Raw genomic sequence first — 21,317 nt, 5'->3', positions numbered from 1 at the left:
AATGGGTTCAAATAAAATACGCTGGATAATACTCATATTGGTTTTTATAGCCACAGGCCTTAATTTTTTAGATCGCCAAGTGCTTTCCATTACGATCATCAAGATACAAAAGGAATTTCATCTTACCGATGTACAATATGGAATGGTAAATACCAGTTTTCTTATCAGCTATGCGTTGATGTTTACCATTGGTGGCCGTTTAACGGATAAGTTCGGAGCAAAACTAGGTTTGGCTTTTTCGGTGGGTGTGTGGTCTATTGCCAGTTGTTTGCATGGCTTTATGGATACTTTTTACCAATTGATATTGTTCAGGTTTTTGTTGGGCGTTGGCGAGGGCGGGTGTTTTCCAGCAGCAGCTAAAACTGTAAATGAACTATTTGAGAAAAAAGAACGTGGATTTGCTAACGGTATTGCCATTGGTGGTTCGGCAATGGGAGCAGTATTGGCGCCACCCTTAACCATCTGGATAGCAAATCAGATGGGGTGGCGTTGGAGCTTCATTATTCCGGGTATTGTGGGACTTGTTTGGTTAGTGGTATGGGTAATTATACCATGGAACAAAAAAAGAATAGCCCGACAACAAGAAGCATTGCTACAACAGACGGCTTTAGTGTCTAGCAAGCCAATTCCATTTTTAAAGATTCTTACCAACAAGTATGCAATTGTATTCTTGGTCATCAGGTTCTTGCTCGATCCAGTTTTTTATTTCATTATGTTCTGGATTCCAAAATATCTTAACGAAGAAAGAAATGTCTCTTTTGATGAAGTTGGACGCTTGTTATGGATACCGTTTTTGGCATTGGGATTATCTAACATGATTGGTGGCTACTTTTCAGATAAATTATTGAAAGTAGGTTTCTCAATTAATAAGGCGAGAAAAACAGTAATGGGCATAGCTGCATTTTTAACCTTGGGGGCAATGTTTGTACAGGGCGTATCATCGGTAACTTGGGCAATAGGTCTAATGTCGTTGCTCATGTTTGCCCACGGGTTCTGGATTACCAATTACATTACCTCCATATCAGATGTTTTTGGAAACACCGCCACGTCAACAGTAGTGGGACTTAGCGGTACTGCTGGCGCAATTGCTGGAATTATTTTAAACCCATTGATAGGGCTTGTGGTACAAAATTATTCCTACAATCCACTTTGGATAATTTGCGGATTAATGTATCCTTTGGCATTTCTTATTCTAATGGTCTTTATCCCCAAAATAAAACCTATCACAACAGAATAGGCTATATGCTTACAAAATGAGCTAAATTTTTATATACAAAATAGGTTAACGCGTTAAGATGATATTAATTAATTAAGATAGATAATGAGTGAATTAGCAGCAAAAGTTAAAGCGGGTTTTGATAACCAAACAACAATAAGTAATAAGATTAAAAAACGAAACCAAACCAGTCCACGTATAGGTGTATTTGGTGTGGGCTACGCTAAATACTGGCCACAGTTTGAGGGTTTGTACGAGCAAATGCTCGAAAAGCAGGAAATCTTTATTGATAAGGTAAAAAAGAACCATGTAGAAGTGATTGATTTTGGAATGGTTGACGATGTGACTGGAGCCTACGATATTCTTCCAAAATTAAAGTCGGCAAATCTCGATCTTATATTTTGCGATATGCTTACCTATGCAACCTCAAGTACATTTGGTATCATCATTAAGAGTATAGACGTACCTATTGTATTGGTGGCATTACAGCCAGATAAGGCATTAAACTATAAACAGGCGTCAACTTACCAACAATTATACAATGATGATGTATGTTCGTTGCCAGAATTTACAGGTGTGGCGGTACGCATGGGAAAAAAGGCACCCGATGTAATTATCGGCACACTACATGATGATCCGAAAGCAGAAGAGGAGATAGCAGAGTATTGCAATATTGCTAGGGTTCTGCACGATTTAAAAACAGCAAGGATAGGGCATATCGGTCATCCGATAGAAGCTATGTTAGATATGCACTCTGACTCTACTATGCTTACGGCACATTTTGGAGTGCACATTGTACAATGCGAAGCAAATGAAATTGTAACCCAATATGAACGAGCGGAAAGAAGTGCGATAGAATCAGAAAAAGAACGTATCCTAGATTTTTTTGATACGCCAGATCCAGTTTCTGACCCAATTTCGGAGAAATTAAAAGTAGATGATTTAGAAGTTGCGGCAAGAGTTTCGGTAGCTTTAGAGGCATTTGTAGAACAAAAAAAATTAACAGGATTGGCCTATTATTACGAAGGAGAAGATAATAGCGAAACCCGCAGAGTGATGACCAATCTCATTGTTGGCAATTCGTTGCTAACTGGTGCTGGCTTCCCGATGTGTGGCGAATCTGATCTGAAGTGCTGCATCGCCATGCTCATTATGGAAAGATTGGGTATTGGTGGTAGCTTTGCCGAATTTCATCCAGTAGATTTTGCCGAAAACTTTATTTTGGTAGGGCACGATGGCCCGCATAACATTACCATTGCACAGGGCAAACCCGTATTAAGAAGTTTAAAAAAGTATCATGGTAAGCCTGGTTTTGGTGCAGGGGTAGAGTTTAAGATTAAAGAAGGTCCAATTACCATGCTGAGCATCAGTTCTAACTACGAGGGCAAATTCAAATTTGTAATTGCCGAAGGAACATCGGTAGAAGGCCCGATACCACCAACAGGAAATACCAATACTCGGGGGTATTTTAAACCAGATGTACGTACATTCCTTAAAAAATGGGTTAAAGAAGGTCCAACACACCACTTTGCTTTAGGTATTGGCCATCATGCGCAAACCATTAAAAAAATAGGTGAATATTTAAACATAGAAGCTGTAATTGTAGAATAAGGTTTAGTCGCAATAAAACAATAAGCTGGTTAGGAAAGCTTCGAAAAACATTATTGGTCATTAATTTTTTAAGAAGTTAAGCTTGTTTCTAAAAGCAGTTACAAATTGGCTTACAACTTGTCACTTTCATGAAAAAATAAGCCATTTATTAAATAATATGGCTATTTTTCTAAACAAATCGCACACAAATGAAATTAAAATATCTTTTATACTTAATTGCTGCAAGCCTATTAATATATGGTTGCAGTCATCTAAAGCAAAGGCCATTAACCTCGTTAGGTAGTAGTAATCTTAGAGGCGTTCCCTTTCAGAATATAACTTTAGAAGCTTCTTTAAAACCGTTTAAAAAAAATGACAAGGAAGATATTAGAAGGGTGGCAGAGGAGATTTTTACACAGTGGAGTTCTCTGTTGCGCCATGCCGATACTATTTCTATCATGCTTTGGACTTCTGACGGTTCTGAAATTTTAGATTACACAGGCAATTTAAACCAACCTTTGGAGTGGTCTAAGTATATCGGAAACCCAAATACCGAACACGCCATAGGCTCGGGTCCAAAAGAACTTTCATTGCATGAGCGGGCTTACTATTACATGGAAAATCCCCCAAATTATACTTTTAAGGATTTAAGGTTTATCGTTAACACTTTAAAAGAAGTAGGCGCAGCCATTACGGGCAGACCCATAAGAATAGGAGCTACTTTTGATCCAGGTCCGGAGTTTGCAAAATCTGAATTTAAATATAAAAAGCATCCCGAAATACTAGAAGGCAGTGCCATGGGCGAAAAGAGCTTTGTGTTCAGTTATGCTACCTTAAATGAAGATAAAACCAAGTATGCAGGCTTTCCTAATGGTATTCCGGCAAACACCCCATTCGGTACTTTTTTTGGCCGTCAAAGCCAACATTTTTTAAAAGATCTTAATTTCGATTATATCTGGTTTAGCAACGGTTTTGGCTTTGGTATGGAGCCTTGGGCATCAACTGGTGTTATTTTTACAGGAACAGGTTTCAATTCCCACCGTCTAGCCGAAACCAAGGAAAAAATCATCAACTTCTGGAAACTGTTCAGGGCAGAATGTCCAACGTTCAGGATAGAAACCCGGGGCACCAATCTATCTACTGGTATTGATTTAGCTAAGGATGGTGTTGATTTGAGAGCGATATACAATGGTGGCTTTAACCTATTGCCACCGCCAAATTCGCCTTGGGCTGCACTAGATGGAGATTTTGGATTGGAAATGATTGGCTACCTCTCTCGAATGGCCGAACTGCCCGATGACAAATACATCTACCGTTATTATACACATGACCCTTGGTGGTTAAATAGTCCATGGTTAGACAGGTATGGCAGCGAGCCACATGATATTTATCTGCCTATGTCGGCGTCACGCATTAATGCCAAAGGCGAAATCAAACTGCCTACACATCTTAATTTTTTAACCATAGATGATAGTTTCGGCAACATGCCAACACAAGTGCCAAACGAAGTTATCCCGCATATTTTAAAAGCACGATATAACAGCCCAACCGCTGCTGCACCACTGGTATGGGTCTACCCTTTCGATGAATACCATAACTGGGCGTCTAACCAACCCAACAGGCTAAATGAAATTTACTATGGTGATTGGTTCATTAGACAGGCCATTAACAACGGATTACCTTTGAATACGGTAATATCAACTAAATCATTTCCCACGGCAATACAAGAAAAACCAAATTTGTTTAGCCAATCTATTTTATTGGCCGTTGTGCCCGATGCTAATTCGGTTTACGAAAAAACGCTAATCAACTTTGTTAAAAATGGAGGAAAATTAGTAGTCTACGGTCCAGCGGATTATGCTAGCGCTGCTTTTAAAGAATTGTTGAACTTAGAAAATTCGACAAGCCTAATCGGGGAATTTAAAATAGTAAATAACTACCTGTTAGATAACCTTAATAGAAGCTATCGCGATAAAATCACTCATCAATCTCTATTCTCTGGCGGTGGAATAAGCACTGTTATCAACAATAAAAATGATAAAAGCACTAAATCTCTCGTAAAATTCTCTAAGGACGGTCAAATAAGAGATGTGCTTTGGTTTAGGGAATTACCAGAATGGAACGGTGGCAAGATAGCCTACGTAAGGGGAACAAATTCTAGTCATTTTGAAGGCGGCAGGTTGTTAAAGCCAGATGATCCGAATGAATATTTTGTTGGACCGCTCTACCTGCGTTACATTCTTAAAGAATTTGGGCTGGAATACACTGTAGATAAGCAAAATTCTGATGTTAAAAATCCGGTATTAGGCATTGCCCGTAACAACAACGGCTATTTCTTTTCGGGATATGTGCCCAATACATCAGTAAGGCATGGTTTTAAATTTGCGCAGGGTGCACCCATTTTGGTAGGCTATGATGCCGTAATGGAAAACGGAAAGGCCAACTATTCTTTTCCTACGGCTTGGCATAGAGAGGCAAGAGTGTTTGTAGAGCAGAACGACGGTATTGTTTCTTGTAAAGAAATGCACTCTGGAGAACTAGGTATTAGCAGAAGGCTGCAGGTATATGGACTTAAAAATGCTACAGTGCGGGTTTTTCCAAATGATGAAACGACCGAGCAGACCATCCATTTTTATCTGAATAGCACCTACCCGTGGAAAGAAGGGCATCTTAAATTTGCCAAGGGCGAAAAAGAATATGGAAATAACTATGTCGTAAAAAATGTTACTGGCGAATTAGTGGTTTCTTGGTAGATAATGAATAGAATAATGAAGAAATTTAGCGGTATGGTATTGGGTATGCTATTTACCCTTACGGTTAATGCACAAATTGGTAAACTGTCGGATACGGTTAATTACCTTGCTCCAATAAAAAAGCAATTGGAAACCAAGTTCCCCAAAAACCGTACTATAAACTTGGTTTTTCATGGTCATTCCGTACCATCGGGATATTGGACAGGCTCTAAAGTGCACACTTTAGAATCTTACCCGCACCTTTTGTTGGGTAAGTTAAAAACCATTTACCCTTATGCGGTTATCAATGTAATTTTAACCTCCATTGGGGGCGAGTGGGCCGAAAAAGGACAGACACGTTTTACCAACGATGTGCTATCGCATAAACCGGATGTGGTAATTATAGATTATGCACTGAATGATTTGGGCATCGGTCTAGAACGCTCCAAAATTGCATGGAGCAAAATGATAGAAGAAGCCCTGTCCAAAAATATCAAGGTAATTTTGGTTACGCCATCCCCCGATCAACGCGAAGATATTACCGATTCTAATAATAAGCTGGCTCTACATGCGACACAGATTAGGGAACTGGCGGTAAAGTATCAAGTTGGCTTGGGCGACCCGTTTGCTCAGTTTCAAAAAATAGCCAAAGAGAAAGGTTCTATAAAGGAACTGATGTCGCATGTGAACCACCCCAACGAAAATGGACACAATCTTATTGCCGAAGAACTTTTTAGATGGTTCAAATAGCATAAAATAGATATTAACTAGCATATTGCTAATGTAGTGGTACAATTTTGAGTACATGGTCAGAAAAGTATCAATGATGGCAAAAAAAATATGCAAAACTTAGTGCGTTAACTTGGTAAATTAGCTAATAATTAACAGAGTGTACAACTCTTTCCGTTTAACCAAGTATTAAAATCTTTTTGTATGAAAAAAACAGCTACTTTATTTTTATCATTTTTATTATGCTTTGCATTGGGAGCAAAAGCCCAACTATGGGAATTTAAGTTTAATCAACCTCCGGCAACGTCTAATTTGCCCTCATCGTGGTCATCGGTAAATTATACCTTCAGTTATTCGGGTACGGCATTAAATCTTAAAATAAATGCTGCTGGAGCAGCCTATTTGCAATATAATCCAGGAGTTGCTTCTACCATTGCTACAAAAATCTATAAATTACTAAGGGTACGTTTGGCTAACGAAACTGACGGAACAATTGCCAGATTTTATTTTAGAAATGCTAATGCATGGATATATATACCTTTTACTATTGATGCTAATTCTGGTTATAAAGATTATACCATAGACTTAGCCAGCGAGGCATTCTCGGGCAATGGAGTTTCTTTTGGAACAAATAAATGGGAATTTACAGGAGGGGATGCAGATGCTTCACCTGCAGGAGATGGTACCCACAGAAATATGCCGATAATCAGGTTCGATTTGCCTAGCGGACATCCCGGAAGTGGTTCATTGCCGGCAGATTATGCAAATAAAACAATTAGTATAGAATATATTAGGTTTGGCAGCGATTTACAAACACTTCCAGTGAGTTTAGCTAGCTTTACCGCCAAAAAGCAAGCTAACGGCATCCAACTAAATTGGAGTACAGCATCCGAAGAAAATAATTCGCATTTCGATATATTACGTTCGGCAGATGCGGTTAATTTTGAAAAAATTGCTCGCGAAGAGGGAAAAGGCAATTCAAATAGCGCAATTAACTATCAATATACAGATACCAAAGCATTGCCGGGAATCAACTATTACCAGTTAAGTCAAGTAGATTTCGATGGTAAAACCAGAAAATCTGAAGTAGTGGCGGTAAATTCGGGTCTTAAGAACGTCGATTTTAAAGTTTATGCAGGCACTGGAGCTATAAAGATTTCTGCATTTGCAACTAACAATGATAAAGGAAAATTGCTCATTACAGATATTTCTGGAAGGAAAATTATAGAGAACCCTTATACTTTCACTAAAGGGCAAAATGTGCTGGAACTTTCTTCTGTAAAGTTAACTGCGGGTGTATATGTGGCCACTTTAGCTGGTAAAGCGGAAACCACAAGCGTAAAATTTACGGCGAAGTAAAATAATCGAGAATAACAGCCAAGAGCTAATAGAAAGAACAGTTCTTTCACGAAAAAATAAGAATAGAACAACGAAAGGCTTAACGAGAGTAATAGCGTTAAGCCTTGTTTATGAAATACATTAGCTGTTTCCTATTAAGATATTATAGGCAGTAAGCATAGCTAATAATTATACGCTCTGTTAAACAAACCAAATATAAATTAAACCTAAAATGATTAAAAAAATCTGTTTTGTCGGGATATTTTTATGTTGTGTAGCTTATAATGAGCTGTTTGCCAATACGGTTTTATGGAGTTTTAATGCCCCAGTTGCGGCCAATAAGGCCGATGGATGGAATATTGTTGGCTATACTAACGCCGCCACAACTAGCAGTACCCTAAATCTTAGCGTACAGTCTAACTCAAACATTAGGTTTGATGAGTATACCAACCCATACAACCCATCTGTATATAAATATGTAGCTATAAAACTTAAAAATACCACCTCGCAAACCACAGCTAGGTTTTATTGGTGGGGAGTGAATAATAGTACAGCCTATTATATAGAGTTTGCTATCAGTTCAAATGATAATACTTTTAAAGAATACTTAATTAATTTAGGCACCAATAGTAACTGGACAGCTCAAACTGCCGGTATCCGGATCATTAGGTTTGATTTGCCTAGCAATGTACAAGCTGCATCCTTGGGCAAGACTATTAGTGTAGACCATATTAGATTGGCGGCCTCGCCGCCCATACAATTTCCATTGGCGCAACCTTTTGGCGTAAACCTAGCGGGTGCAGAATTTGGTGATATTCCCGGGAACGACTATAGCTATCCAACTATTGCCGAGTTGGATTATTTCAAATCAAAAGGCTTGAAACTATTTAGACTGCCCTTTAAATGGGAGCGCATCCAGCCTACGCTAAATGGAAACCTAGATGTTACCGAATTGGCAAAAATGACAACTTTTGTAGATGCGGCTCGAGCACGTGGTTTGTGGGTGATATTAGACATGCACAATTACGGAAGAAGGAAGATGGACGGAAACACCATTATTATCGGTTCGCCTACACTTTCTGTTGCACACGTAGCTGATGTATGGGAAAAACTGGCACTGGTATTTAGAGATTATGAAAATATATATGGCTATGGAATAATGAACGAGCCCCATGGCATGTTGACTACAGCTCCCTGGTTTAATATTGCACAGGGCATTATCACAAAGATAAGAACGGTTGATGCGGGTACGGCAATTATGGTTGGGGGAGATGACTGGAGTTCTGCCAGTAAATGGCCTACCGCTAGCGATAACCTTAAAAATCTGATAGATGCATCTAACAATCTAATTTATGAAGCTCATATTTATTTCGATAAAAACGCAGGAGGGTTGTATACACAAACTTACGATCTGGAAGAGGCTACGCACAACATAGGTGTGGTAAGGGTTGCGCCATTTGTAAAATGGTTAAAAACAAATAATCTTAGGGGTTTTGTTGGCGAATATGGTGTACCCAATAACGACAGCCGTTGGTTGGTTACCTTAGATAATATGCTCAACTATCTGAAGGAAAACGGCATAAACGGAACCTATTGGGCGGCAGGACCAAGGTGGAATGACTATTTCTTATCTGTAGAACCACAAAATGGTAATGATAGAGTGCAAATGTCGGTTTTGCAAAATTATACTACGGCAAATATATCAAGCACTTCAGCGGTTGTTGATAGTCGTAGCATGATGCACAATTGGGAATTTAATCGCCCGGTTGTAACCAATGCAGTAGAAGGATGGACTATTATCAATTATGCCAATCCAGCTACTTCCGCAGGTATATTAAACTTACAGACTGTAGTAGCCAATAATCACATTAAATATGATGTAACACCACTCGATCCCATTCAAACTACACTGCACAAATATGCTGTTGTCAGACTTAAAAATACAACCAACCAAACACAGGCAAGATTTTATTGGCATGACCATATTGCTTATAGCTATGCCGATTTTAGCATTACGGCCAACGATACCCAATATAAAGAATATGTTGTTGACCTTAGCCAAATTAGCAGTTGGACAAGTAAGAACAGTATAAAGATTATCCGTTTCGATGTGCCTTTTGGCGGTATTACAGGTTCGATAAATAAAACTGTGCATATCGATTATGTTAAACTAGCAACATCAGCACCGATAGTAACATCAGTTTCGGCAAACGTAGAATTTACGCATCTGCAGAAACTGGTGCCCATTAATGCTAATTTAACAAAAGGAAAGATACTGAAGATAGTGCCAAACCCAGTGGATAGCCATGTAGAACTGGTGTTGAATAATGGTAAAGGCATACTAAAAGTGAAATTATTAACCTTAGATGGTCGATTGCTTTTTGAAACAAGAGGAACTTTAGATAAAATAAACGAGCAATTTGGTTTAAAAGTTTCAACTTTTAATTCGGGTACTTATCTGGTAAATGTTGAAGATAACGGTATCTTCTACAGCCAAAAGTTGATTAAGAAGTAGTTTTATGTTATGACAATAAAGATGTCATATCTAATATAGATGAATAAATAGTTTTTAGAGAATACTTAGTATAACACACAAAAGAATGAAAAAAAGAATTGCCTTAATCTGCCTTCTACTGGTAGGAATGATAATGAATGGAGCCTATGCCCAAAGCAGAACCGATTCCTTTTTTAAAACTGGCGACAAGATTAGTTTTATTGGCAACAGTATCACCCACAGTGGCGATTTCCATCACTATATTTTAGTGTATTATGCCACTAGATTTCCAGAACTAAATATCAGCGTTTACAATTTAGGTATCAAAGGCGATAATGCAAATAGTTTTTTGCGCCGTATGGATGCAGATATTATCCCCAAAAAAGCAAACTGGTCTATCATTATGGCTGGTATGAACGATGTAAACCGTAGTCTTTATGCGGCCGAAAGACAGGGAGATACAGATATCCCGAGCAGAAAGGAACGAGCTCTGAGCGATTATAGGAACTACTATGAAACGGTTATCCAGCGGTTATTGAAGACCAAGACCAAAATTATTCTTCAAAAGCCAAGTATCTACGATCAAACAGGCGATTTGCCCGTACCTAATTTAATGGGTGTTAACGATGCTCTTAAAAAATGTACAGGCATTATAGACGAACTTGCCAAAAAATATAAGCTCCAAGTTATTGATTATTGGACTATTATGGCGCAACTCAACAAACAGTTGCAACAAAAAGATCCGAAAGCTACTATAGTAGGTAACGACAGGGTTCACCCTGGTCCAGTCGGAAATTTTGTAATGGCACATCAGTTTCTAAAATATACCAGTGCACCTACATCAGTATCTGCTATAGAAATAGAAAACGGAGCCGTTAAAAACTCAAGTTATGTTGTAGTAAAAGACTTATCGGTAAAAGATGGAACAATAACATTTAAAGCAAAAGAAGAAAGCTTGCCTTTTCCTATGCCACAAGAGGCCGAGCCAGCTTTGGCATTGGTTCCTTTTGCCGAAGAGTTAAACAAACAATCTCTAAAAATAGGAGGGCTAACCGAAGGAAGCTATACACTAACCATTGATGGTACTTTTATTGGAAACTTTACCGCACAAAACTTAGAAAATGGAATTAATCTATCCAACTTTAAAAATACACCACAATATAAACAAGCGGTTAAGGTATTACAACAGGCAATTTTGTACCGCAATACTCAACGTAAAGTAAGAGACCTGAAGTTTGTAGAGTTTAGCTATTTGCCAGAAAATTTATGGAATGGCGACTTTAATGGCATTAAAGCATTTATGGATAACTACCTTAGCTTTATGCAAACTTCCAATGACGCCAGATATCCTAATTTTAAGAAGGTATTTGATGATTATCTGAAAGATAAACCTTCACAAAGAATGTTTGAAAAGCAGATTGACAGTCTTGCTGGTGTTATTTATACTACAAATAGACCAAAAGAACATACTTTTCAAATTAGTAAATCTGATTTAAATATGCCAGATAGAAGCAAAGCTCCTTTTGGCGTAAACTTGGCTGGTGCAGAATTTGCCCATAACAAAATACCCGGCATTTATGCAAAAGATTATATTTACCCAACTATAGACGAATTGGATTACTTCAAATCTAAAGGAATGACCCTCATAAGAATTCCATTTTTATGGGAAAGATTGCAGCACGAGTTGGGTGGCGAATTAGATCAATTGGAACTACAACGCCTGATGACTATAGTAGACGCCGCTAGAGAAAGAAAGCTATGGGTAATTTTAGATATGCACAATTACGGTCGTAGATATGTAAATGGAACTAGAGAAATTATTGATTCTGAAAACCTGCCTATAGCGCACGTAGCCGATGCTTGGAGGAAAATTGCAACAGAATTTAAGGGAAAAGATAATATTTGGGGCTATGGTTTAATGAACGAGCCACATGACATGCTTAAACCTAACTCTTGGTTTAATATTGCGCAAGCCTGTATCAATAAAATTAGAGAAGTAGATCAAAAAACGCCAATTATGGTAGGAGGCGATAGCTGGAGTTCGGCAGAACGATGGATGGAATTTAGTGCCAATCTTAAGAACTTGGTAGACCCATCAAAAGACTTGATTTTCGAAGTGCATATTTATTTCGATGAAGATGCTTCTGGAACTTACAAACGGTCTTATGATGAAGAAAAGGCTGATCCAAATATTGGTATTAAAAGAGCAACCCCTTTTGTGAAATGGTTAAAGGAAAATAATTTTAGAGGCTTTGTTGGCGAATACGGTGTGCCAGATGACGACCCTAGATGGCTAGTGGCGCTGGATAATTTCTTGACCTATTTAACCAAAAACAATCTGAACGGAACCTATTGGGCAGCTGGCCCATGGTGGAACAAGTATCGTTTGGCCATAGAACCTAAAAATGATGTAGATAGGCCACAAATGGTAATCTTAGAAAAATACATCTATACAGAGCAGCCCCGAAAATAATTCCATCATCTCAAATTAATAACTGTTAACCTTATTTGTTAAAAAGTAGAGTTAACAGTTATGCTTCCAAGTAAAATTATTGTCAACCCAGAACTCATCATCTATTACCATGAGAAAGTTAATGCTATGCCCTATTTTTTTTGTGTTGTTGTTTCAAAACACAGTTTTTTCACAACACAGGAATGATTCCTTTTTTAAGGATGGTGATCGTATCAATTTCATTGGCAATAGCATTACACATGGTACGTCTGGCGTTGGGAGGTTCCATAATTTTATACTGCTATACTATGCTACTCGTTTTCCCAATAGTAAGGTTGTTTTCTACAATTCTGGTAAATGGGGCGATAATGCCAATAGCTTTTTACAAAGAATAAATAATGATATATTGAACAAGGGGGCTAATTGGTCTGTAGTAATGGCTGGCATGAATGATGTAAACCGCGAATTATATGCGCCCGAAAGACAGGGAGAGGCAAATATCGAAACGCTAAAACAGAATGCCTTAAATAGTTACAAAGGGTATCTCAGAAATGTTATCGTTAAATTACTAGAGGCGAATACCAAGGTCATTTTACAAAAACCAAGTATCTATGACGACACTGGCGATTTGACGGGTGCAAACAGGCCCGGTGTTAATGCAGCACTACAGAAATGCACATTTATTATCGATGAACTGGCCACTGAGTTTAACCTTAAAACTATCGATTATTGGACCATAATGAACACCATTAATCAGGAGTTGCAGCAAACCAATATCAAGTCTACCATTGTTAGTAACGATCGTATCCATCCGGCTGCTCCGGGCAATTTTGTAATGGCCTATCAGTTCTTAAAATCCACCGATGCTCCCCAATATGTGGCTAACATTGAAATAGAGAATAATTCGGTTGCCAAAAGCGAATTTTGTACCATTACAGATTTAAACGTTATAAACAATGTCCTTACCTTTAAATATAAGGCAGAAAGTTTGCCTTTTCCCCTTGCGGCAGATGCTGAACCAGCTTTAGCACTTGTGCCCTTTAACAATGACCTGAACAACGAAAGACTTAAAATCGCAATGCTTAGTGCGGGTAAATATGCACTAAATATTGATGGTTCATTTATAGGCTCTTTTACAGCGAATGAACTAGCGCAAGGTATAAATCTGGCACAGCTAAAAAACACACCACAATATTTGCAGGCATTACAGGTTAAGGCTAAAACAGATGCTTATAGAGACCAATATGTTTTAAGTAGGGATATAAAGTTTATTGAAATGAACTATTTGCCCCAAGCATTGTGGACAGATTTTGCTGCGGGCCAGGCTCATATCCAAAATTTGATCATCACTAATAGCAGTACCTATACCAACCAAAAAAACAGGTTTGATGCATATTTAATTAACAAGCCCAACGAAGCTATTATAGAGCAGGGCCTTAATACTTTGGCCAATGAAATTTTTACCATAAACAAACCCGTAGAACGCAACATCGAAATTAAGCAGACTGCCCAAACCCATATTTGGGAATTTAATGACCTTGTGGTTAACGATAAGGTAGAAGGATGGTCTATTATCAATTACATCAATGCGCAAACTGCCAATGGAGTATTAAAACTTACCGCCTCAAAAACCAATTGTCTTATCAAGTTTGATTGTCCAGATGGATACATAGATCCCCAATTTAGTAATGCAGCAATCATCAGGCTTAAAAATGAAACATCAAATACTTTGGCCAGATTTTATTGGTGGACGGGTACCGTTAGTGCAGCCTATATAGAATTTCCTATTTCTGCCAACGATACCGATTTTAAGGAATACACCATTTATTTAAGTGACGATCCAAGATGGAGCGGAGATATAAATATCATTAGATTTGATGTGCCCAGTCCTGTTACTGCCGAAAACCTAAATAAAAATGTTGAGATTGATTACGTTGCATTAAGTGCCATACAGCACGAGATGACACCAAAAACCCCAGCGCCATTTGGCGTAAATTTGGCCGGGGCAGAGTTTGGGGAAATAGGAGAACCCCATTATAGTTATCCAACTACAGCAGAGCTCGATTATTTTAAACAGAAAGGATTGAAGTTGTTTCGCCTTCCCTTTAAATGGGAGCGCATACAACCCATATTAAATGGCAATTTAGATAATGAGGAGTTAACTAAAATGAAAACTTTCGTGAGTGCCGCACAAGTAAGAGGACTATTGGTTATACTAGATTTGCATAATTATGGCCGTAGAAAAATAAATGGTACGGAATATATTATCGGCTCTGCCCAGCTATCTGCTGCACACGTAGCCGATGTTTGGACCCAATTAGCCAATGAGTTTAAATCTTATAAAAATATATGGGGATATGGCATCATGAATGAACCACACGATATGTTGGCCACAACACCATGGGCAAGCATAGCGCAAACCATTGTCACAGCCATTAGAAGTGTAGATACAGAAACCAGTATTTTAGTGGGCGGAGACAGTTGGAGCTCGGCGCAGCGTTGGCCTGTTGCCAGTAACAACCTAAAAGATTTGATAGATCCTGCTGGCAAACTGATATTTGAAGCGCATGTATATTTTGATAAAGATGCCAGTGGTAAATACCAAAATAGTTACGAAATAGAAGAAGCTACGCCCAATACTGGAATTAATAGGGTAACACCTTTTATTAATTGGCTAACGTCCAACAATCTTAAAGGTTTTATAGGTGAATATGGTGTGCCAGATAATGACCCCCGTTGGCTAACGGTTTTAGATAATATGTTGGCACACCTACAAAGTAAAAATATTAATGGTACCTATTGGGCAGCCGGACCAAGATGGGGAACTTATACACTTTCTGTAGAGCCGAGAAATGGACAGGATAGACCGCAAATATCCGTGTTAGAGAAGTACAAGGTGGCAACCGATTCTACGCTGCCAGTTTCTCTGCTTTCTTTTACTGGAAAAACACAGTTTAATAGCATTCTATTAAACTGGAAAACAGCTACCGAACTTAATAACTCGCATTTTGATATTTTGCATTCTGCAGATGGAAAGTTGTTTGGAAAATTAGCCACTGTTAAAGCGAACAACGAACCAGACAAGGTTTTTAGCTATAATTTCAAACATCAATATCCCATATTGGGTACAAATTATTATCAGCTTAAACAATTTGATTTCGATGGTAATACGTCTGGCCCAACAATAATATCGGTAAATTTTCAATTGGAAAAGCCATTGTTAAAAGTTTATCAGGGCATTAATAAGGCAATGAATTTCATGTTTGAGGTTACTAACGACACCAACGCCAAGCTTACGATAACTGATTTAGCAGGAAGGAGATTAATAACTCAAGACTACTGGTTACAAAGTGGCAAGAATATACTTGAGATTAAAGACAAACTGGCGTACGGAGTTTATGTGGCAACCTTGACAACAGCTACCGAGAGGTTAAGTGCCAAATTTTTTGTACAAGACTAAATATGAACACAATTTAGTAGCCTAATCGTCACTTTTGTGCCCATATTCAGGGTGTGCACTAATGGCGAATTTATACTTATCACCCCGATAGTAAGAGTGCTCAATTTCTATCACCTTTCCATCATCGGCAAAAACAGCACTGTCAAGAACAAAAATAGCGATGTTGCTGGTTGTGCCAAAATGGTTCTTATTGCTATTGGCTTCTAATATATCTGCGCTGAGCGTTTGCCTTATGTCGTTTATTTTGAGATTATATTGTTGCTCATAAGCTTTAAAATAAGATATTTCTGTGGATAAGGCGTCTATTTTTGGACATAGAGTTAACGAGATATATCTTGTTTCATCTTTCATTAATTCATCATCGGCGTAGCGAAGCTGGTGTACTTTTAGAACAGGCCCTTCAATAATTACGTGCCTTCCCACAATAGCGGCAGAAACGCCCTCATTCAAGATAGTTTTCTCTAAAATAATATTTTTTGGCGTAAGGCCTTCGGCCTTTAAGCTTTCGTTAAACCCTTTACGCGTCGAATCAATGGATCCTAAAGTGCGTACCAGCTGGTGTGTCGCTGTTCTATTTAGTACAAAAGTACCTTTGCCTTTTATTCTCCTTACCCAACCTTTCGATTCTATCTCTAACAATGTTTTCCTCGCTGTGGTATTACTAATTTTATAGTTTTTAATCAGTTCATTTTCAGAAGGGATTTTGTCTCCGGGAATTAATTCCCCCGATTTTATCTTTTCAATAATAGAATCGCTTATAGTTATAAACTTAGGTTTCATTCGTTGAAGTAATGAAGAATTGGTTTTAGTTAGGATAAATATACTGTAAAAATACTAAGTTTTTTATCCTCAGATGGTTTTTATGGCTTATTATTTAAAGGTTGCTGCCTTTAAATATCATATTATACATAAGATAATCTAAAGCGCACAGCAACCTTATATTAATACAATCAAAAAATTATTTTTTACTATTGTTAAATTTGAACTTACCCTGCATCACATCCCTAAAAAATGCACCTTGATCCGTGGGCTCGTAATTCCAGTTTTTAATCATTTGTGGTACCCATACCGGATCGAAAACCCATACAGTAAATGAGATACCCTTCTTGTTAAAATAATTCATAATAGCAGGACCGTATTTGCCATTATCGTTCAGATTTTTGTCTTCGTCATTATCTTTCATATAGCCAATTTCTGTGGCAAAAACAGGATAGTTATCTGCAACGTAACCAAAATCTTTTTCCCACTCGTCAACCCAAGGATATTTTCTTTTTCCTGGATAGGGATGGGTTACATAGGCTATTCCGGGTCTTTCGATTGGTTTGAATTTTACAGGAGTAAGATCATAGGCCCAGTTAAAGCCAGCAACCAACGGTATGGCCTTATCGTTAAGGGAGTAGACTACATCTATCAACTGCTCCATCAGGTTCTTCCATTCGTCCCAAGTAACTCTGCCATATTGCCCATTGTATGTGGTAGGTTCATTAAAGAGTTCATAAAAAGCTACTGTTGGCACATCTTTATAATGGGCAGCAATAGTTCTCCAGAAATTGAATGTTTCCCTTTTCGTGGTATTGTGCATGTCGTGCGCCAAAAGTTCTGTATGTAGATTTCCAATAGAATGCCAATCTATAATCACATACATGCCCAGTTCAGAACACCATTTTACAGCTTCATCTAAGAGTTTGATATACGCCTCAACGCCTCGTTGATGAAACGCAATGGGATGCACTGGGATACGGATAACATTGGTGCCCCAACTTTTAATCACTTCAAAATGTTTTCTGTTCCAATAGCCATCCTTAACTAATTTGTCTGGGTCCGAAATAGAAAGCCCTTTAAATACAACAACTTTTCCGGTTTCGTCTATAAAAGTATTTCCTTTAACCTTTATAAGAGAAAGTTTGTTGATGTTGGGATATTGTTTAATAAAAGGTGTAATTCTGTTAATATACCACCATTCTTTTTTTGTTTCGTTGCTGGCTAAGCCAGGCTGCGCTTTTAACGTCAAACCAACAGTCCAAAATACAATGAAGAGTAGCAAGGAGATTAAATTATAATTTTTCATATCAATACATTTTTTTTAGCCCGAAAAATAAGCTTAGCAATATTTAAATAGTAGCTTATTTTTATCCATATATGATATTGATTTAGCTCTGATATATTTTCCTGCAAATACGAGCTGGCTTATATGAATATTCTATGTCCAGAATAGTTTTCCCGGAGTTCTTTTGGTGTGCAGTGTTTTTTCTTTTTAAACAATCGGTTGAAATTTGATATATTATTGAAACCACATAAATAAGATATTTCTGTAATGGTATGGGTCGTATCAATTAACATTCTAGAAGCATGGCCAAGTCTGATTTCATTTAAAGAATTAATGAATGTGTTACCCGTACGTTTCTTTATAAACCTACTGAACGATTCTTCGGTCATATTGGTCAGCTTGGCTAAATCTTTTAGTGATATTTCTTTATCATAGTTATTATTCATGAATTCGAATGCTTTTTCCAGTCTTCTACTGTTATGTTTAAGGTTGGCAGCATTCATAAAGCTAGAGTTAGATAGAAGAACCATACTTTTAGACATTGAAAGTTCATGAAGAATACTCAATAGTTCCAAAACAGAGTTAAAACCGTTAGAGTCTTTCAGTGCAATGAGCCTAGGCTGTATAGTATTTATCATTTCCGGACTGAAGGAAATTCCACGTAAACTTTTTTCCAGCATATTTTTGATAAGAGTCATCTGATTCCTTTTCAAGAACTTTTCCTCGAAGAGGTCTTTATGCCACTGCATCGTAATCTCAGTTATTTCGGAATTACATTCGTGCGTAAGCCATACATGAGGAAGATTGGGTCCGATCAAAACAAGTTCTAAATCGCCAATGACATCAATATTGTCACCAACAATTCTTTTCGCTCCCTTAGCATTCAAAATTAGGTTCAACTCGTATTCCTCATGGAAATGTATCGGAAAATTAAATTCTTTCTTTACCCTCGAAAAAATTGTAAAACAATCGTTTGGAGTAAGTGGGGTAATTTCTTTAATAATATTATTAATCGATGCCATAGAATAATTGTATATGATATTAGTAGTTTTCTAGACAGTGTAAAGCATTAAAGAAAAACAGAATGAAACTGCTCTTTTATAAATAAATGGACTTTAACGTTTGGTTAAAGGTAAGCTAATTTATTAACTTAACGCACTAAGTTATATGGTTTTTTTTATCATAATTGATACTATCGTGACATCTCTAAAGCCAAATGAGTGCAGATCCTCTAAATCATCGGTAGAAATAGATCTTAATAAGCTTTTCAGCAAGAGAGATAGGAATTATATGTTATTTGGGTAAAAAAGTATTTGTCTTATGCCCATTTTATTAATGAAATTTACCCCATTGAAATTACACATGTAAAGCCGCTTCTAGTTGCTATATGCCGTATAATTATTGTTTAACCGGATAAAAACCTACACAATTGAAACTACAACTAATAGATATTGCGATCGTTATCTCTTACCTAGTAATGATGGTATTGATAGGATGGTACTACAAAAATAAAGCCAGGCAAAATAAAGAAAGTTACTTGATGGGGGGTAAGAAACTGCCCTGGTATATGTTGGGTTTAAGTGATGCCAGTGATATGTTTGATATCAGTGGAACGATGTGGATGATATCACTTTGTTTTGTTTATGGAATGAAGAGTATTTGGATACCTTGGTTATGGCCAGTTTTTAACCAAGTATTCAATATGATGTTTCTTTCCAAGTGGCTACGTCGTTCTAATGCCAATACCGGAGCAGAGTGGTTGGCTACCCGTTTCGGGCTTACAGGAACGGGAGTTAAAGCTTCACATAATATCGTAGTAGCATTTGCCATTATCAGCTGTCTGGGTTTCTTAGCTTATGGTTTTATTGGATTAGGTAAGTTTATAGAGGTTTTTGTGCCATGGGATTTGGTCAGTGGTTACATCCCTTTTGATATTCCACCGCAATATGTTGCACATTTTTATGGTATCATATTTACCCTTTTTGCCATGTTCTACTCCATATTGGGGGGTATGCATAGTATTGTGGTAGGTGATTTTATCAAATATATGATTATGACGATAGGTTGTATAGCTATTGCCGTAATTGCTTATTTACATCTGCAAGACAAAACCCTTAATGTACCGAAGGGTTGGTTCGATCCATTTTTTGGGTGGAAACTGGACTTGGACTGGTCTAATATCCTCCCGTCAGCCAACAAGAAAATAGAAGATGACGGATTTGGATTGTTTGGCATATTCTTTATGATGATGCTCTTCAAAGGTTTTTTTGCGAGCTTGGCTGGGCCTTCGCCAAGTTACGATATGCAGAAGGTATTGTCTACAAAGTCGCCCAAAGAGGCATCTAAAATGACGGGCTTTGTATCACTTGTTCTGCTACCGGTTAGATATTCTATGATTATTGGCTTAACTGTATTGGCCTTGTTATACTTTAATGAAATGGGCATCAGCACACCTCAAGGAACCGATTTTGAACGTATATTGCCTGCGGCTATCAATAACTTTTTGCCTGTTGGGATTTTAGGTCTGGTTCTTACGGGGTTATTAGGTGCCTTTATGGGAACCTTTTCGGGTACTTTAAATGCTGCACAGGCATACATTGTTAATGATGTATACCTAAAATATGTAAACCCTAAGGCTTCGACTAAGAAAATTATCAGTATGAACTACATTGTAGGTGTACTGGTCGTTATTGTAGGTGTTGTGCTTGGCTTTTTCGCTAAAGATGTAAACAGCATTCTGCAATGGATAGTTGGCGCACTATACGGTGGCTACATTGCTTCTAACATGTTAAAGTGGTACTGGTGGCGCTTTAACGCTAATGGCTTTTTCTGGGGAATGGCCTCGGGAATCGCTGCAGCATTAATATTTCCCTTTATATTCGATGGTATTTTACCATTGTACGTATGGCCTTTATTATTTGTAATCTCTTTAATAGGCTCTATTGTGGGTACCTATGCCGCTCCAGCAACAGATGTAGAAATATTAAAAGCTTTTTATTCAAATGTAAAACCATGGGGTTTTTGGAAACCAGTGCATGATTTGGTAATCAAAGAAAATCCGTTTTTTAAGCCAAACAAACGCTTCAAGCTAGATATGTTCAATGTATCGCTGGGTATTATAGCGCAGTGCTGTTTAACGTTGGTACCTATGTATCTGGTGATGTGGATGAAACTTCCATTACTTATAGTGCTGCTCATATTAGCAGTAATCATTATCATCTTAAAAAGAACATGGTGGAATAAATTAGAAGATTAGTAA

Annotated in this window: 12 protein-coding genes; 9 read left to right on the top strand and 3 right to left on the bottom strand. The window is 37.7% G+C overall.

Translation table 11 applies throughout. The features are described from left to right. Position 1: 1 nt before the first annotated feature. The 8 genes from DUT71_RS15090 (at position 2) to DUT71_RS15055 (ending at position 16,011) form a co-directional block, all read left to right on the top strand. Positions 2-1,237: an MFS transporter gene (locus DUT71_RS15090; protein WP_113663384.1), complete on the top strand. Its 1,236-nt coding sequence runs from the start codon at positions 2-4 to the stop codon at positions 1,235-1,237. A gap of 84 nt (positions 1,238-1,321) precedes the next feature. Beyond that, positions 1,322-2,827: an L-fucose/L-arabinose isomerase family protein gene (locus DUT71_RS15085; RefSeq protein ID WP_113663383.1), complete on the top strand. Its 1,506-nt coding sequence runs from the start codon at positions 1,322-1,324 to the stop codon at positions 2,825-2,827. A 188-nt stretch (positions 2,828-3,015) separates the two neighbouring features. Then, positions 3,016-5,559 carry a hypothetical protein gene (locus DUT71_RS15080; RefSeq protein WP_113663382.1) on the top strand — a complete coding sequence of 848 codons (2,544 nt, stop codon included), beginning with the start codon at positions 3,016-3,018 and terminating at the stop codon, positions 5,557-5,559. A 15-nt stretch (positions 5,560-5,574) separates the two neighbouring features. Further along, positions 5,575-6,288 carry an SGNH/GDSL hydrolase family protein gene (locus DUT71_RS15075; protein WP_205313962.1) on the top strand — a complete coding sequence of 238 codons (714 nt, stop codon included), beginning with the start codon at positions 5,575-5,577 and terminating at the stop codon, positions 6,286-6,288. Positions 6,289-6,471: 183 nt separating this feature from the next. Beyond that, a complete protein-coding gene (locus DUT71_RS15070; protein WP_113663380.1) occupies positions 6,472-7,626 on the top strand; it encodes a T9SS type A sorting domain-containing protein in 1,155 nt (384 codons plus the stop codon). Between the two features lie 211 nt (positions 7,627-7,837). Beyond that, positions 7,838-10,120, top strand: coding sequence for a cellulase family glycosylhydrolase (locus tag DUT71_RS15065; RefSeq protein WP_113663379.1), 2,283 nt, complete (start codon positions 7,838-7,840; stop codon positions 10,118-10,120). Between the two features lie 85 nt (positions 10,121-10,205). Further along, entirely contained in the window at positions 10,206-12,572 is a 2,367-nt protein-coding gene (locus tag DUT71_RS15060) for a cellulase family glycosylhydrolase (RefSeq protein WP_113663378.1), read from the top strand. A 109-nt stretch (positions 12,573-12,681) separates the two neighbouring features. Further along, positions 12,682-16,011 carry a cellulase family glycosylhydrolase gene (locus DUT71_RS15055; protein WP_113663377.1) on the top strand — a complete coding sequence of 1,110 codons (3,330 nt, stop codon included), beginning with the start codon at positions 12,682-12,684 and terminating at the stop codon, positions 16,009-16,011. Between the two features lie 21 nt (positions 16,012-16,032). Here the strand turns inward: DUT71_RS15055 and DUT71_RS15050 are convergent, their stop codons facing one another. The 3 genes from DUT71_RS15050 to DUT71_RS15040 form a co-directional block, all read right to left on the bottom strand. Further along, complete coding sequence (locus tag DUT71_RS15050) at positions 16,033-16,791, bottom strand: GntR family transcriptional regulator (RefSeq protein WP_113663376.1); 759 nt, start codon at positions 16,789-16,791, stop codon at positions 16,033-16,035. Positions 16,792-16,969: 178 nt separating this feature from the next. Next, a complete protein-coding gene (locus DUT71_RS15045) occupies positions 16,970-18,079 on the bottom strand; it encodes a glycoside hydrolase family 5 protein (RefSeq protein ID WP_113663375.1) in 1,110 nt (369 codons plus the stop codon). A 119-nt stretch (positions 18,080-18,198) separates the two neighbouring features. After that, on the bottom strand, positions 18,199-19,080 hold the full coding sequence (locus DUT71_RS15040; RefSeq protein WP_113663374.1) for an AraC family transcriptional regulator: 882 nt from the start codon (positions 19,078-19,080) through the stop codon (positions 18,199-18,201). A gap of 407 nt (positions 19,081-19,487) precedes the next feature. On the opposite strand from DUT71_RS15040, the gene DUT71_RS15035 reads away from it, so the two are divergent. Continuing rightward, positions 19,488-21,314 carry a sodium:solute symporter family protein gene (locus DUT71_RS15035; RefSeq protein ID WP_113663373.1) on the top strand — a complete coding sequence of 609 codons (1,827 nt, stop codon included), beginning with the start codon at positions 19,488-19,490 and terminating at the stop codon, positions 21,312-21,314. Positions 21,315-21,317 lie beyond the last annotated feature (3 nt).

This window comes from Pedobacter nanyangensis (assembly GCF_003313505.1).
GTDB lineage: Bacteria > Bacteroidota > Bacteroidia > Sphingobacteriales > Sphingobacteriaceae > Pedobacter > Pedobacter nanyangensis.
Note: the sequence above shows the minus strand (reverse complement) of the source record. Positions and strands in the feature narration are given on the sequence as shown.